Origin of the sequence: Pedobacter xixiisoli (assembly GCF_900215335.1) — a bacterium.
GTDB lineage: Bacteria > Bacteroidota > Bacteroidia > Sphingobacteriales > Sphingobacteriaceae > Pedobacter > Pedobacter xixiisoli.
The window spans coordinates 509,033-523,943 of the sequence record NZ_OCMT01000002.1 but is presented as its reverse complement, the minus strand read 5'-3'; the positions used below and the strand labels follow the sequence as shown (position 1 = coordinate 523,943).

At 36.4% G+C, this 14,911-nt stretch carries 16 protein-coding genes; 3 read left to right on the top strand and 13 right to left on the bottom strand.

Annotation, left to right across the window (positions count from 1 at the left end; translation table 11 throughout):
- Window positions 1–90: 90 nt before the first annotated feature.
- From CRO54_RS08440 to CRO54_RS08395, 11 genes are all read right to left on the bottom strand, one after another.
- Window positions 91–618, bottom strand: coding sequence for a hypothetical protein (locus CRO54_RS08440; protein WP_097130935.1), 528 nt, complete (start codon window positions 616–618; stop codon window positions 91–93).
- On the bottom strand, window positions 619–2,934 hold the full coding sequence (locus tag CRO54_RS08435; protein WP_097130932.1) for a patatin-like phospholipase family protein: 2,316 nt from the start codon (window positions 2,932–2,934) through the stop codon (window positions 619–621).
- A 50-nt stretch (window positions 2,935–2,984) separates the two neighbouring features.
- The gene (locus CRO54_RS08430; RefSeq protein ID WP_097130930.1) at window positions 2,985–3,473 is read right to left on the bottom strand and encodes a TspO/MBR family protein; all 489 of its coding nucleotides are present in this window, start codon (window positions 3,471–3,473) and stop codon (window positions 2,985–2,987) included.
- A gap of 80 nt (window positions 3,474–3,553) precedes the next feature.
- Window positions 3,554–3,700, bottom strand: a complete 147-nt coding sequence (locus CRO54_RS21185) for a C1orf53 family protein (RefSeq protein ID WP_171047864.1) — start codon at window positions 3,698–3,700, stop codon at window positions 3,554–3,556.
- 58 nt (window positions 3,701–3,758) lie between these two features.
- Complete coding sequence (locus CRO54_RS08425) at window positions 3,759–4,709, bottom strand: MBL fold metallo-hydrolase (protein ID WP_097130928.1); 951 nt, start codon at window positions 4,707–4,709, stop codon at window positions 3,759–3,761.
- A 107-nt stretch (window positions 4,710–4,816) separates the two neighbouring features.
- Complete coding sequence (coaE, locus tag CRO54_RS08420) at window positions 4,817–5,413, bottom strand: dephospho-CoA kinase (RefSeq protein WP_097130926.1); 597 nt, start codon at window positions 5,411–5,413, stop codon at window positions 4,817–4,819.
- Window positions 5,413–6,360 (bottom strand): CdaR family protein, encoded by a 948-nt coding sequence (locus tag CRO54_RS08415; protein WP_097130925.1) that lies wholly within the window; start codon window positions 6,358–6,360, stop codon window positions 5,413–5,415. The genes coaE and CRO54_RS08415 overlap by 1 nt, the downstream gene beginning before the upstream one ends.
- 68 nt (window positions 6,361–6,428) lie before the next feature.
- Window positions 6,429–6,737, bottom strand: coding sequence for a preprotein translocase subunit YajC (gene yajC, locus CRO54_RS08410; RefSeq protein WP_097130922.1), 309 nt, complete (start codon window positions 6,735–6,737; stop codon window positions 6,429–6,431).
- Between the two features lie 141 nt (window positions 6,738–6,878).
- A complete protein-coding gene (locus CRO54_RS08405) occupies window positions 6,879–7,322 on the bottom strand; it encodes a DUF1573 domain-containing protein (RefSeq protein ID WP_097130920.1) in 444 nt (147 codons plus the stop codon).
- A gap of 36 nt (window positions 7,323–7,358) precedes the next feature.
- Window positions 7,359–8,279, bottom strand: a complete 921-nt coding sequence (gene nusB, locus CRO54_RS08400) for a transcription antitermination factor NusB (protein ID WP_240775058.1) — start codon at window positions 8,277–8,279, stop codon at window positions 7,359–7,361.
- An 82-nt stretch (window positions 8,280–8,361) separates the two neighbouring features.
- Window positions 8,362–9,450: a Glu/Leu/Phe/Val family dehydrogenase gene (locus CRO54_RS08395; RefSeq protein WP_097130916.1), complete on the bottom strand. Its 1,089-nt coding sequence runs from the start codon at window positions 9,448–9,450 to the stop codon at window positions 8,362–8,364.
- Between the two features lie 204 nt (window positions 9,451–9,654).
- Here CRO54_RS08395 and CRO54_RS08390 point away from each other — a divergent pair, with 204 nt between their 5' ends.
- Window positions 9,655–11,436 carry an ABC transporter ATP-binding protein gene (locus tag CRO54_RS08390; RefSeq protein ID WP_097130913.1) on the top strand — a complete coding sequence of 594 codons (1,782 nt, stop codon included), beginning with the start codon at window positions 9,655–9,657 and terminating at the stop codon, window positions 11,434–11,436.
- A 103-nt stretch (window positions 11,437–11,539) separates the two neighbouring features.
- Entirely contained in the window at window positions 11,540–11,863 is a 324-nt protein-coding gene (locus tag CRO54_RS08385) for a DUF3276 family protein (protein ID WP_097130911.1), read from the top strand.
- A 111-nt stretch (window positions 11,864–11,974) separates the two neighbouring features.
- Here CRO54_RS08385 and CRO54_RS08380 read toward each other — a convergent pair whose 3' ends face one another.
- Window positions 11,975–12,445 (bottom strand): DUF5362 family protein, encoded by a 471-nt coding sequence (locus tag CRO54_RS08380; protein WP_097130908.1) that lies wholly within the window; start codon window positions 12,443–12,445, stop codon window positions 11,975–11,977.
- Window positions 12,446–12,616: 171 nt separating this feature from the next.
- Here CRO54_RS08380 and ychF point away from each other — a divergent pair, with 171 nt between their 5' ends.
- The gene (ychF, locus tag CRO54_RS08375; protein WP_097130906.1) at window positions 12,617–13,711 is read left to right on the top strand and encodes a redox-regulated ATPase YchF; all 1,095 of its coding nucleotides are present in this window, start codon (window positions 12,617–12,619) and stop codon (window positions 13,709–13,711) included.
- A 109-nt stretch (window positions 13,712–13,820) separates the two neighbouring features.
- On the opposite strand, the gene CRO54_RS08370 is transcribed toward ychF, so the two are convergent.
- The gene (locus tag CRO54_RS08370) at window positions 13,821–14,903 is read right to left on the bottom strand and encodes a nuclease-related domain-containing protein (RefSeq protein ID WP_097130904.1); all 1,083 of its coding nucleotides are present in this window, start codon (window positions 14,901–14,903) and stop codon (window positions 13,821–13,823) included.
- Window positions 14,904–14,911 lie beyond the last annotated feature (8 nt).

Genomic DNA, 14,911 nt, shown 5'->3' with positions numbered 1-14,911 from the left:
CAATTGTTAATCCTAAAAGTGTATTATTGATTGAAGTAGCGCCTTTTTAATACTCAATTAATCGTAACTCGTCATTCTAAAATCGCAAATTTAAACTAGGTTCTTCAAATAATCGAATATCGTTTCGAAATACGTAGAGATATCTAAGCCATTGCTGTAGCTAAAGAAGAAGAAAATGAGAAATAGCACTACAGCCATGTAAATAAACTTTTTAAATGCAAAGGCAAGAAATACGATTACCAAAGGCACAATGATAAAAAATATCCTGCTAATTGTAATCGGATTTAAGTCGCCATCTTTTTTATACACATACAGCAATTTACTGTGCGTACCACTATCATTTGCATGCTTAACATAGACAAAAGTAGATTTGTCGATAGGGAGTGGTAAAACAGCCACACCGCCATTAAAATTAAGCTGTTGGGTAAAACCACTCACGCTAAAGGTATAAGTGCCGTTAATGGTTTCTAATGGGTTTTCTAAACTATCGGCAGCAATAATAGCTATTTTGCTGTTTTTAAGTAAGCTTTCCTTTACTATAAAATTGTTGATGCCTGTTGCCTGAGCAAAACCTGTGGTAGTTGAAAAAAGCAAGCAAATGAAAATGATTAACCTCATTTATTCTAATGATCTCTTGTTGTAAATTAAATAGCCGATGTGCAAAAGTACGCCATGTCTTCTCCGTGCTTCATCGTATAAATTATAACTTAAACTAATTGGTCCAACGGGCGATTGATAAACTAATCCAGCTGTGCCTGCATAACGCCAAGTGCTCAGTGTTTTTTCAAAGCCTACGCCCTGTAATCCAATCTTTTTAAATTCTTGATAGGGTAAAAATACATAACCTTCTACACGTAAATCAAGTTTTCTTTGAATATTAAAAATATTTTTAATTCCGCCAGCTGCATAATTAAATGCTCTAAAGTTTTCTAAAAAAATAGAACGACTGTCTTGGATTGGATAAAACGCTGGAGAAGCGATTAGGGTAGCATAATAATTATTGTAAAGAGGTTGATTAGAGGCTACGATTTCAGCCAAATAGCCTAAAGTGTAGCCTTTGGTTTTGAGGAAATAATTTTCATAGCTAAACTTGGCATGTAACCATTGTCTCAAATTTCTACTTAATTCAGGAGCCATTTGCGGACCTAAATTGTTGACCTGAATATTGCCAGGGGTGTAGTTTTCCCTTCCAGTAGTATAATTTACACTTAGTAGAATGTTCTGACCAGATGAAGCATATTGTTTTCGGTTTAAAGAGTTTTTTTCGAAGCTTAAACTTGCCCTAAATCCATTGAATACGGTACGGTCTAATAAATCACCAACAATAAATGTACCTGTAGGACTATATTTGTCGCCGTTATTGATAAATGACGAACTAAGTATGATCCTAGCATTTCGGTTGAGTGGCATCCCAAATTTAAAGTCGATTTTCCTATCTGATTGGTCAATATAAGTAGGCGAAGGATTCTCTACAAAGATTTTACTGGTATTGTAATAGTTCCAGTGATTGTAGGTTAACTCAGCGCTCAAAAACAATGGTAATTTACTTGGGAAATCTATTCTACCACCTAATTGTACCGACTCGTAAAAACGTCCAGAATAGAAATTGGAAGCAAAAGTGTAAGCTCTTCTGTTTAGGTAATTATACTGCACTCCAAGAAAAACGTTGCTAATTGGGCGAGTGGAAATATTACCGCCAAAATCTATCTTGATACTTTTTTTAGGTTGTGCTACAATCTGGAAATTATAACTATCCGTTAAAGCATCGTAGCTGATTTTTGGGTAGATTGCCTCAAAAACTTCGTCAGCAACTAATTTATAGTAGCCCCTTTTAATATCACTTAAATCGAAAGTTTCATTGTTGCTTTTAAAAAGTCGCTCAACATATTTTCGCTGTTGCGAATTAACGCCTGTAACCGAAACGCTATTAAAAATCAGCTCTGCCTTTTTGTTGTTAAAGGTGTTCCGTTTGTTTGTCAGCTCTTTTGTCGACACTCTTCTGTTGATTCGAGCTTTAATTTTTTCCATATCGGCAATCGTAGCATCGTAACCATGCTTAATCAGCTCTGCTACTGGGAGAAAGTTGGTAGCGCTATAATCGGCAAGATTGGGTTCTATGTAAATGCCATTTTCGCCTACCAAGGTAGAATCTGATTTAGCTAAGAACATGTAGACTAAAAATCTATTTAACAGCCTATCATCGTCCTTTGGATACTCATTAAAAGTTTTAGAAGATACGTTTGCGCCAATAATAAAATCGGGTTTAAATTCCGTCTTCATTACGTCAGCAGGAAAGTTGTTGTAAATCCCGCCATCAAAAACAAACTTCTCGTCTAGCTTTATTGGTCGATAAATAAGCGGGACAGTCATGCTTGCTCTTACTGCCTCAGTTAAACTTCCTTTGCTTACCGTGATGCTTTGTTGCGATAAAATATCTGAAGCCATACAGCGGAAGGGCACAAGCAGGTTGTCGAAGTTATCTTTGGCAGCAGCCGATGCTTGAGAAAAAAGCTCTAACAGCGCAAAGTTCAAAGGAATATCATTCACTAAATTAGGACGAAAACTCAACCTTAAACTGGTATCTATCGCCATTTTAGCAGTTACAATAGATGGATTCGGTGTAGATTTCTGAAAGTAAAAACTGTAATCACTTTGGTAACGCCCGCTCACCCAGTTTTGAAACTCACTGCTCAGCGCAATTTTCTCAATTTGTGCGGGCGAATAACCAGCGGCATACATTGCGCCAACTATTGCCCCCATAGAAGTTCCAGTAATATAATCTATAGGGATGTTGTTTTCTTCGAGTGCCTTTAGCGTACCAATATGCGCCAAACCTTTTGCTCCGCCACCACTAAAAACTACCCCAACTTTTTGTGCACGAAGTTGAAATGCAATGAATATTAGCGATATGACAAATAGACTTTTACGGAGCATGCTCTATAAAAGTACCGATTTTCTTTGGTTTTAAAATCTAATTATAGTACTTAATTCAGTATAAAAATGGAATAGGTGAGATAGGTGGCAAAGCTTACCCAAAGAAAATAAGGTAAGAATAGCCATCCGGCAAGTTTATCAAAACGATAGAAAATAAATGCATTGACTAGGATAAGTACAAGTAACAACACGATTTCTATCAGTGCAAAGCCAACTTGGTGTAGACCGAAAAAAATGTACGACCACATGAGGTTAAAAATAAGCTGTACCAAATAGATGATGACTGCCCAATGAAACCATTCCATCGTTTTACGCCTTTTCCATACCCTAAACGAAGCTACGCCCATTAAAACATAAAGTGTGGTCCAAACAGGAGCAAATATCCAATTAGGTGGATTAAATGAAGGCTTGTTGATAGTTGTATACCAAGTTTTAACCGATTCCATGGTAAACATGCTGCCTAAAAAGCCAATTGATAAAGGAATGGCAATGCAAATTAAGAATGCAAGCGTGTTGGAAAGAGGACTTTTCTTTGTCATTGTTGTTGATTATTTCAAAGTAACAACGATTTATTGAAAGTGTTTACTTAGTAAAACAAAAATTACCTTAAGAATAAAATCTATGCTTTTTTGCCTTTCGGTTTTCCGAAATTCCAAGGGCAATGCTTGCATTTATTTTTGCAGCAATAACCTCTTTTTAAATGGTAGGCTTTAGTAAAAACCATTAGCCCATCTTCATTAAAATAGAAATCCTCGCCTTCTTTCATGTAATTTAAATGATTGAATTTTGAATGATGGAATGAGTAAGTTACAAAACGTATCGAGCTAATTTAGAATTTTAACGGTAAGCTTGTCACTAAAGTGCGCTCGTAATTGTTTTCCGTCGCCGTGTAGGGTCCATACTTCTTTGGGCTGCACTTCTTCAATGGTTTTAATGATTCCTTCCCAATCTACATGATCAGAGATATAAAGATGCAAACCATTGCCCTGTTGTAGGTATTTCCACCCTGTGGCGAAAACCCTAACCACGTTTATTGCCCTAATGTAGCTATTAAATACCATTGGAGGTACCAAATAAATATTGCCTTCCAGTTGTTGCTTCATTATTTTCCTATCATAAACCTGATAATTGCCCATTTGTATGCCTTGTTGTTCATAGATTTGTATAAACGGCATAATGTTGTGATGCACCAAAATCTTTTTATCAGGGCAATGTTTATTGATCAGCGAAATTAGCCTTTGGCTTTTACCTAGCGCATAAGCACCTAACATGATATTGCTACTTACAGTATTTAGTTTCTTTATTTCCTCTTCCGCATCTGGATGTTTTACTTCTGGGTCGGCAAACGTAGTCTCGGTAATTAAAACATCAGCTTTAACAAACTCAATGGGCTCGCAAGTCGTATCGGGTTCTAATTTATAATCCCCAGTATATAAATAGCGAACATTCTGATATTCCATTAGTACCATTGCCGAGCCTAAAATATGTCCGGCAGGGTAGAAGCTAATTTTTACGCCGTTGATATCGAATTTCTCCTGATATGCTTTGATTTCGAAATTAGCTGCTGAAAACTTTTTATAACGGTGCTGCATGAAAAGCTGTGTGGCTTTGGTACAGTATACATTCTCATTTCCACTTACGGCATGATCGCCATGAGCGTGAGAAATTACCGCTTCAACAACAGGATCTTGTGGATCGAGATAGAAATTGCCGTAGCTACAATATAATCCAGTTTTGGTTAGTGTAATAAAATCTTGAAGTATAGGGTTGGTCATTTGTTGTTAGTCGATGGTTGATAGTTAATAGTTTGTATGGAGTTTCTACCACCATTTAAACAGAATTTATTTAGAAGAATATTATGTATCCAATCATTCAAAATTTATCATTCAGTCATTTTTAAAAACTGCTCATGCAAATCTAAAACTTGTAAAATAATAGACTTGTTTTCGTTGTTTTCTATGAAATAATCAGCCAATTTTAACTTTTGTCTATCAGTGAACTGTTTGTTCATTCTGGCCAAAACTTGCTCTTCGCTTACGTTATCCCTTTGGGTAACTCTGGCAATCTTTAAAGCATGCGGAGCCGTTACCAGAATGTTTTTATCACACATTTCGTAAGAGCCACTTTCAAATAGCAATGCAGCTTCTTTTAAGGAATAAGGTAGGTGTTTTGGCAACATCGCATCCCATTCATCAAAAGCTCTAAATACTGCCGGATGAACCAATGCGTTAAGTTTGTTCAACTCCGTTTCGTTACTAAATACAATGCTGGCGATGTGTTTATTGTTCAGTACACCGTCATTAAAATAGCTTTCTGCACCAAACGTATCTTTTATGCCTTCAATTAAGATGGTATCGGTGGTCATAATTTGTTTAGCCACCGTATCTGCGTAAAAAACTGGGATACCTAAAGTTTCAAATACCTTACAAATGGTGGTCTTTCCACTGCCAATTCCGCCAGTTATTCCAATTTTTAACATTATTTTTCGATGATAAAATCTACACTGCTGGGCGTAATGCTCACTAGTTTAGAAAATCCGGGTAGTTTGATGATTTTTACAGACAGTTTATTATGCTGTAAAACCTTCCATTCGTTTAAATTTATAGCGGCTTTTAACTGCTCTTCGTTGGTTTTCGCATAATTAGACAGCGCTACTAATAAAACTATCTTCACTTTTTTAGGGTATAGTTTTACATCGTAATATTCTTTGTTGTTAAGGATGCTGAGTGGTACCTCGATGGTTTTTTCAGTAAACTCATCTACAGGGATTTTAACACCGATGTTAGCTGGGTAAATGCTTACATTGCTGATAGGATTTTTGAATATATTCACCCTAACATCTACGTTTTTATTGATATCGCTCAATTTAAGGCTGTCAGTATGCCAAACATGTATCTTCTCCAGTTCTTCGTGTGGTCCAGAAATATTTACGTAAGACGGCGTAAGTTTAATTTCCTTTGAAACACCGTATTGGGGAGCAAAAGTTAAGCTCGAAATTAGTTTCAGAGGAACTCTTTTGTTAGTCCTTCTAGAAAAATCAAAATACAAGGTATCTGGCTTAATTGATATTATCTTTTGCGAAGTTTCCAGCTGTCTATTCACTTGGTCTAGCTGCTCCGAGAAAACCACATAGCTTCTACTATTCAGTTTTTGTAGACTAACGGTAATGGAAGGTGGTTTTATCCTTAAGCGAGCAAATAACAATTGCCAACCTGTACCTTCCACTTTCAAGTCTACCGTATCGGGCTGTAGGGCTTTAAAAGCTTTGCCCTGTGGCTCGTCTTTATATAGCAGTTCGGTTTGTACGGTGTAAGGATATTTCTTGTTGAGCGCCAAAAATAACCAAGCGCCAACAGCACAGAGCACACAGATGAGTACTGCTCCGAAGCGTTTTTGTTCTAACCTAGTTAGTTTTATAAAGGGCATGAGGTAAAATTACAATAAAAAAGCCACTCCAAATAAATTGAAGTGGCTTTAAAATATAAATCTTTTAACTATGCTTTTGGAGCAGCAGCTTTTGTTGCATCAAGTGAGATTGCAGATTTATCGAAACGGATTTTGCCGCCACCTTCTGTCTCAATCAAGAATGTAGTTTCTGCAGCACCTACAATTTTACCGTGTATACCTGCTGTGGTCACAATTTTATCGCCCACTTTAAGCTCTTCCACTAATTTTTTGTGGTCTTTAGCTTTTTTCATTTGTGGTCTAATCATAAAGAAATACATTACCACAGCCATTAAACCAAACATAATTAACGTTTGTGTTCCTTGGCCCCCTGCTTGTAAAATTACTGTTGATATCATTTTTAAATGGTGTTATTGTTAAATTGTTTTATTGTTGCTACGGTCGAATGCTAATAGTTGATAGTTTGGAAGACTATAAGTGCTTGATCAATGGATTTTGATATTTGCACCAACTGCTAACCGATTACTGTAAACTGACTACTATTTCTCCTTAACGTCGCCTACTAAATGAAGTTGCTCAAAAGCAGGGTTTGCGTTAGAAGTGATCGTTACTACCTTATCCTGTAAACCTAGTTTGCCAGTACTATCGAATACTACTTTGATCACACCTTCTTCTCCAGGTTTAACAGGTGCCGAAGGGTATTCTGGAACTGTACAACCGCAAGTAGCGGTAGCATTAGTGATGATTAAAGGCGTTTTACCTACATTCTTGAATTTAAATTCGTAGTTAACTTTTTCGCCTTGTTTAATCTCCCCAAACTCGTAGATCGCTCTTTCAACCTGTACTTTTGGTGCGTCAGCTTCTGCAATTACTGGCGTTTCTGTAGACGTCGTATCTGTTGTAGCTGTCTCTCCTTCGCTAGTTTTGTTTTGACAAGCAACAAACGTAGCAGCGCAAATAGCAATTAAGAAAAGTTTTTTCATTTTTATAAATTTAATAAGGTGTAAACTGAAAACTATTTATTCTTCAATTAAACCTCTACCTAATTTTTTAATACTGTTATTTTTCTTTAAATCGTTTAAAATCTTGTCCAAGATACCATTTATAAAAGTATTACTTTTCGGAGTACTGTAATCTTTTGATAACTCTAGGTACTCGTTAATCGTTACCTTCACAGGAATAGAAGGGAAGTTCATCATCTCGCAGATAGCCATTTTCATCAAAATCGTATCCATTAAAGCAATACGCTCCGACTCCCAATTTTTAGTACGCTCTGCTATTAACGCTTGATATTTATCGTCATTTTTAAGCGTATAAGCAAATAAGTCCTGTACAAAAGCACTGTCCTCTTTCCAGTCTGCGCTAATTGGAGTTAACTTATTTTCTAAAGGATTCTCAGATTCGAAGTTTTTCAATGTTTTAGCAATCATGCCTTGCATCACTTCACGGTCTACTGGCCAATTGATGAATTTATCTTCAAAAGCTTGTATTACATTTACGTTCTTCAATAACATTTTACGGAAAATGAATTTGATGATTTCCTTTGAGCTTTCTAAAGTTTCCTCAAAATCTTCTGCTAAATAAGCCTCGTATTCTTTCGTTTCTTTTAGTTTATTGAAAATTGCTTTAACAAATTCTGGGTCAGAAAACCAGTTGATTTGGTATTTGTTCACTGAAGCCACATATTCTGGATTGTGCTTTAGTGTAATAACAAACTTGTTGTTTAGTAACTTTTGATTTGGATTTAAATCTTCTGCGCTTGGCAAATGCTTGTTTGCTCTTTCTATAGCGTCGTTGGCGGTGTACTCTGTAAGATCTACAATAAGTGCCAACATGGAAACGTACATCTGATTTACTTCATCAATACTTTTCATCAAGATTTTCTGACTACTTACAGTGTCTTTCTTCTCGGTAGTGTGCCAAGCAAAAATGTTTTGCATGGCTTTAATTCTTAGGTGCCTTCTGTTTAACATGAATGTAAGAACGATTACGGTTTTAACCGCGTTGCTGTGTATAAATTAATTAATATGACGATTTGATTTTCTTAATATCTTCGATACGCTTTTCAGCGATACGGGATGCGGCTAAATTGGTTGGTATTTTTTCTGCTTTTGATAATTTGATCACCTCTCTAGTGGCATCGTAAATGTTCTCTGTAAGTTGGATAGTTCGTTTTTTTCCAAATCCAGTTAGTTCCGAGTAACAACTGATGATACCGCCAGCGTTGATTAGATAGTCTGGAGCATATAAAATGCCTTTATCTTGTAACATTTGCCCATGAATTTTTTCGTCTGCTAGCTGATTATTCGCAGAACCTGCGATAATTGCAAACTTCATGGTTTTTAAAGTTTTGTCGTTAATGGTTGCGCCCAAAGCACAAGGAGCATAAATGTCAGCTCCAATATTGAAGATTTTATCAGCTTCAATGGCCTTCGCTTTGTATTTGCGGGCAATCATTCGCATGCTGTCCTCATTAATGTCGGTTACGTAAACTTCAACGTTGTCGTTTCTTAGTAGTTCTACCAAGTGTTCGCCAACATTACCCGTACCTTGTACCACTACCGAACGACCAGCCAATTCATCTGTTCCGAAAACTTCCTTAACGCAAGCTTTGATACCTAGATAAACCCCCTTTGCTGTATATGGGGCGGGATTACCAGCGCCACCTAAAGATTCTGGAACACCAGTTACATGTTGTGTTTCCATACGGATATACTCCATGTCGCGTACAGTAGTGCCCACATCTTCACCCGCAATAAATTCTCCGTTTAAGTTTTTAACGAAACGACCGAAACTACGCATCAAAGCCTCAGATTTCTGTCTTCTCGAATCACCGATGATTACGGCAGTACCGCCACCTACATTTAAACCAGCAATAGCCGCTTTGTAGGTCATTCCTTTAGATAAACGCAAAACATCTTCTAAAGCTTCGGCCTCCGAATTGTAGTTCCACATTCTAACGCCTCCCAAAGCAGGGCCTAAAGTTGTATCATGAATAGCAATAATGGCTTTCAGCCCAGTATCAGGGTCGTTGCAAAATACCACTTTTTTGTGGCCAGATTGGCTTAATTGCTCTAAGATAGAATGATTAGACGAACTGATTTCTGGCATACAAATAACGTTGAAACGTACGCTGCAAAACTAAGACAAAAAAACCATTAAATCTAAGCGTATTTTAAATAATTAGTGGCTAGGTACCAGTGGTCAGGTATCAGGTATTGATTTTCAGTTTATAGGTATCAGTTTCCAAGCGAATAATTAAACAACTAAAAAACCAAACAACAAACAAACCAAATTGTCTAACTTTGCGCAGCAATGAAACACTTATTCTTCCTCAATAAATATTTTATAAAGTACAAATGGAGAGTTATACCAGGTGTTTTGTTTGTGGTTATCTCCAATATTTTCGGAGTTGTGCCAGCTCAGGTAATTGGTCATGCTTTCAATTTGATTACAGAGAACATTGCTATATACAGGTTGTATAACGGTTTCGATAGGCAAGAGATTGTTTACGATATTTTTGGCTATAGCTTATTGTTTTTTGGAGTGCTCATTTTGTTCCTCTATTTACTGAGGGGTTTGTTCTTGTTCTTTATGCGTCAAACAATTATCTTGATGTCGAGGCATATAGAGTTTGATATGAAGAACGAAATTTATGCGCATTACCAGAAACTGAGCTTAGGTTTCTATCGCCGCAATAACACAGGAGATCTAATGAACCGAGCGACGGAAGACGTGAACAGAGTGCGAATGTATGTTGGTCCGGCAATTATGTATGCCATTAATACCACCGTACTTTTCTGTTTAGTCATCTACTTCATGTTTTCGGTAAACAGCACCTTAGCTATTTATGCTTTGCTGCCGCTACCTATTCTGGTGATTGCGATTTATTATGTAAATACCATTATCAATCAAAAAAGCGAAAAGATTCAAGAGCAATTATCGAGATTATCTTCTTTCGTGCAAGAACGTTTTTCGGGAATTAGGGTCATGAAATCTTATGTACGAGAAAGTCACGCACAGGAGATTTTTGCTGAAGAAAGCAATGCCTACAAAAGAAATTCGATGGGCTTGGTGAAAGTACAAGCGTTTTTCTATCCAACGATGTTGTTGTTGGTTGGAATTAGCACCATTTTAACCATTTACATAGGGGGTAAGCAAGTGATTGATGGGGCCATTACACCAGGTAATATCGCCGAATTTATTGTATATGTCAATCAACTTACCTTTCCGGTAACTATGTTAGGTTGGGTAACCACTTTGGTGCAACGTGCTGCAGCTTCACAAAAACGTATCAATGAGTTTCTGCATTTACATCCAGATATTAAATCGGGCAAAGAAGAAATCTCGCTAAACGGAAATATTACTTTCCAAAACGTAAGTTTTACCTATGCTGATACAGGTATAGAAGCAATAAAAGAGGTAAGTTTTGAAGTGAAAAAAGGACAGTTCTTAGCGATTATCGGTAAAACTGGTTCAGGTAAATCTACTTTAGCCAATCTTCTGATGAGAATGTATGATATTACTTCGGGAGAGATCCTAATAGATGGGAAACCACTTGGAACACTAGATTTACAAGAATATCGTTCACAAATTGGCTTTGTACCGCAGGAAGTTTTCTTGTTTTCTGACAGCATTAAAAATAATATCGCCTTTGGCCTAAATACAGTAACTGACTTGCAGGTGGAACAGGCGGCAAAAGACGCGGCTGTTTATTACAATATTGTAGGTTTCGACCAGCAGTTTGAAACCATGTTGGGAGAACGCGGGATTACTTTGTCGGGCGGACAAAAACAACGTGTTTCAATCGCTAGAGCTTTAATCAAAGAGCCGCAAATGCTCGTTTTTGATGACTGTCTTTCTGCTGTTGATACTAAAACCGAAGAGGAAATTTTAAGTAACCTCGGTAGATTGATGAACGGAAGAACCAGCATATTGATTGCACATCGTATTTCTACCATTAAAAATGCTGATAAAATCTTGGTGCTAGATGAGGGCAGAATTGTAGAACAAGGTACACATCTGGAACTATTAAAGCATGGTGGCGCTTATGCAGAGCTATATCAAAATCAGCTTTTAGAGGAAGAAAATTTATAAAATATCAAAAAAACTCTATAATTACTGTCATTTCTATTTTGAAAGTTGGGAATTATTACATTATATTTACCCCAACCAAAACCACACTACACACGATAAAAAAATGGGAGATTTCGACAACAAAGAGAGAGAAGAGGTTTTTTCGAAGAAAGTAAGAGCGGGTAAACGTACTTATTTTTTTGATGTAAAAGCAACACGTTCAGGTGATTATTACCTTACGTTAACCGAGAGTAAGAAAAGATTAGAAGATGGCGTTTTTGTAAAGCATAAAATTTTCTTGTACAAAGAGGATTTCGAGAAATTTACAGAAGGGTTAACAGAAACTGTTGAGTATATCAAATCTCGCCAAGATGTGGTAGAAAAGCGTTACGAATATTCTGAAAATACCGAATATGCAGCGAAATCTGATGATGATTTCACTTTCTAAGTATTAAAAGACATTAAATCATATGGAAATCCTTCCCGATTTGGGAGGGATTTTTTTGTTTAAAGCTAATTTGATTGATGTTACTCGGAAGAAGAAAGTTTAAGAAACTTACTATTTGATTCCTCCAAGAATTGCCGAAATCAGGGTCAATAAGTAAAGACCTATGAAAATAATAGTTAAAACACCGAAGTATTTAAAAAGTGATTTCAACTTGGCAATTCCTTCGTCTAAACTGGCTTGTTCGCCATAAAGAACGCCTTGCTTAGCTTTGGATGCATAGCGAACCATTAAAAGGCTAGGGAAGAAAATGGCGAAACCGTAAATCAAGAAAACAATACTAAAGGTAGTTCCATCCATGGCGCCAAGCTGGCCTAGCATTTTAGCCATTTCTGGATTAGAATTGATGGTTGGTCCAATGGTTAACGCAGCCATGAGCATAAAGGCGGAGATTACAAAGCCCACAATACCCAAGAAATTTGCCCATTTAGCCATATCGTAGATATAACTACGCATGTCTTCTGTAACAATTAACTGCTCGTGTTTTTGATTCGATGCTTCTTCAAATTGCACTTGGTCTTCCATTTTTCTTTAATAATCTAAATTGCTAAGCTAGGGAAATATTTTTAATTGTTTATTTGTTCATTCGCTTATTGGTTATTTGCATTGAAATAATCATAAATCTATTGCTATCTTTGCGCCTTAATTTTGGATTGTTATAAAATCTAAAATCGTAAATCTAAAATCGTAAATATAATGGCATTACAATGTGGTATAGTAGGTCTACCAAATGTGGGAAAATCAACTTTATTTAACTGTTTATCTAACGCAAAGGCGCAATCTGCTAATTTCCCTTTTTGTACAATAGAACCAAACGTGGGCGTAATTACCGTACCAGACGACCGTTTAAATAAATTGACAGAACTGGTTAAGCCGCAACGCGTAGTTCCAAATACAATTGAGATTGTAGATATTGCAGGTTTGGTGAAGGGCGCTTCAAAAGGTGAGGGGCTAGGTAACCAGTTTTTAGGTAACATCAGAGCTACCAATGCAATTATCCACGTATTGCGTTGTTTTGACGACGGAAATATCATTCACGTAGATGGTTCTGTAGATCCTATTCGCGATAAAGAGATCATTGACACTGAATTACAGTTAAAAGATTTAGATACGGTAAGCAAACGTATCCAAAAGATAGAGAAGCAAGCTAAAAACGATAAAGATGCGAAGAAAGAATTCGAGATCTTAACGGTAATTAAAGATCATTTAGAAACTGGAAAATCGGTACGTTCTGCTGCGTTGTCTCCAGAAGACTTCGCTTTTATTGAAGGTTTGGGCTTGCTTACGCAGAAACCAGTAATGTATGTTTGTAACGTAGACGAGGCTTCTGTGGTAACTGGAAATGCATATGTAGACAAGGTTAAAGCAGCTGTAGCTGATGAAAATGCTGAGGTTCTAATCATTTCTGCTAAAATCGAATCGGAAATTGCAGAATTAGAGGACTACGAAGAGCGTCAAATCTTTTTGCAAGATTTAGGCTTGGATGAGTCTGGTGTCGCTAAACTAATTAGAGCAGCTTACCGCTTGTTAGATTTGTATACTTATTTCACCGCTGGTGTGCAAGAAGTAAGAGCTTGGACAATTACTAAAGGTTTCACAGCGCCACAAGCGGCAGGTGTAATCCATACCGATTTTGAAAAAGGCTTTATCCGTGCAGAGGTTATTAAATACAATGATTTTGTAACCCTAGGTTCAGAGAACGCTTGTAAAGAAGCAGGTAAATTAGGTGTAGAAGGTAAAGCTTACGTAGTAGAAGACGGCGATATCATGCACTTTAGATTTAATGTTTAATCCCTAAATCCTCCCGAATAATCGGGACGGGATCTGAAGGGAACTTTTATATAGCTTAACCTTGTAGGTTTACAAAACCTACGAGGTTTTTTGTTTTAAATTAAAACTGTTATTTGTAATCTTCATTAATCCGTAAAAGCATATCAGTAATTTTTTTAGTTTCATCATACGAAAATATTGGATTAAAATAAGTTACGTAGCTAAGGAGCTCATTAATAGTTAAAATTTTTACGTACTGAAACTCTCCTTTTGGCTTAGTGTTAGTTAAAACAATGAGATTTTTGATTGGTATTTTCTTATCCCCCCAGTGATGACTGTCCAGGCGCAAATGATAGTTACTCATATCATTGTTGAGTATGTGGAATAATGCAAAATTATTTCTTTTGATTTGCTCGACGGGTGAGCGTAAACTTAAGTTTTCCAGTGACTTTTCACTCCAGTTCTTTGTTTCAATTAGAAATATTCCTGATGGTCCAACAAGTATATGATCAATTTGAATAGACTTTATGTAATCATCCTCCTTCCTATTGTAGATTGCTCGTGAAAATGAAACGGAGAAGTCATTAATCAAAAAATAGTCATCAGATAAGGTTTCTAATGTTTTAACTACTTTTTGTTCTCCTAAGGCACCATAGATATAATTGTTAAGTTCGCTAATTATCGATTTTTTCCTTTCGAGTTCTGATAGCGGATATAAGGCACTTTGATTTACAGCTTCATTAAAATTTGAAGTTATAAATTGATAGCGATTTTTTTTGAACTGATAATCTTCAGTAAGGTCATTTGTAGATATTTCCAATTCTATTTCAAAACCAAGCTCTTTTTTCCTGATTTTTCTTTCGTTACTCCAGTTTTTTAAGCCTTTGGTTAGCTTTCGAAAAAAGTTCGCTGAAGGGTTAGCCGATGTATTTAGTTGTTGTTTCAGCTTATCAATTTCATTTGTTAACCTTTCGACTGATTGCTGTTTTTGAGTTTCGATTGCGTAATATAGATTTGGTAAATCTTTATTTAGTGCGGTTCTTTCTTGCTCAATCAGATTCTGATGATAAGAAACTAATTGTTGTCGTAAAATCGGATATGATTTTTGAAAATTAATAACTTCTTTTAGTGACTTAAAATCATTGATATTACTTTCTGTTAAATTTGATTTTAAAGTTGTGAGTGAACCAATTGTATTATAAGTTTTGCACATTCTGCCTG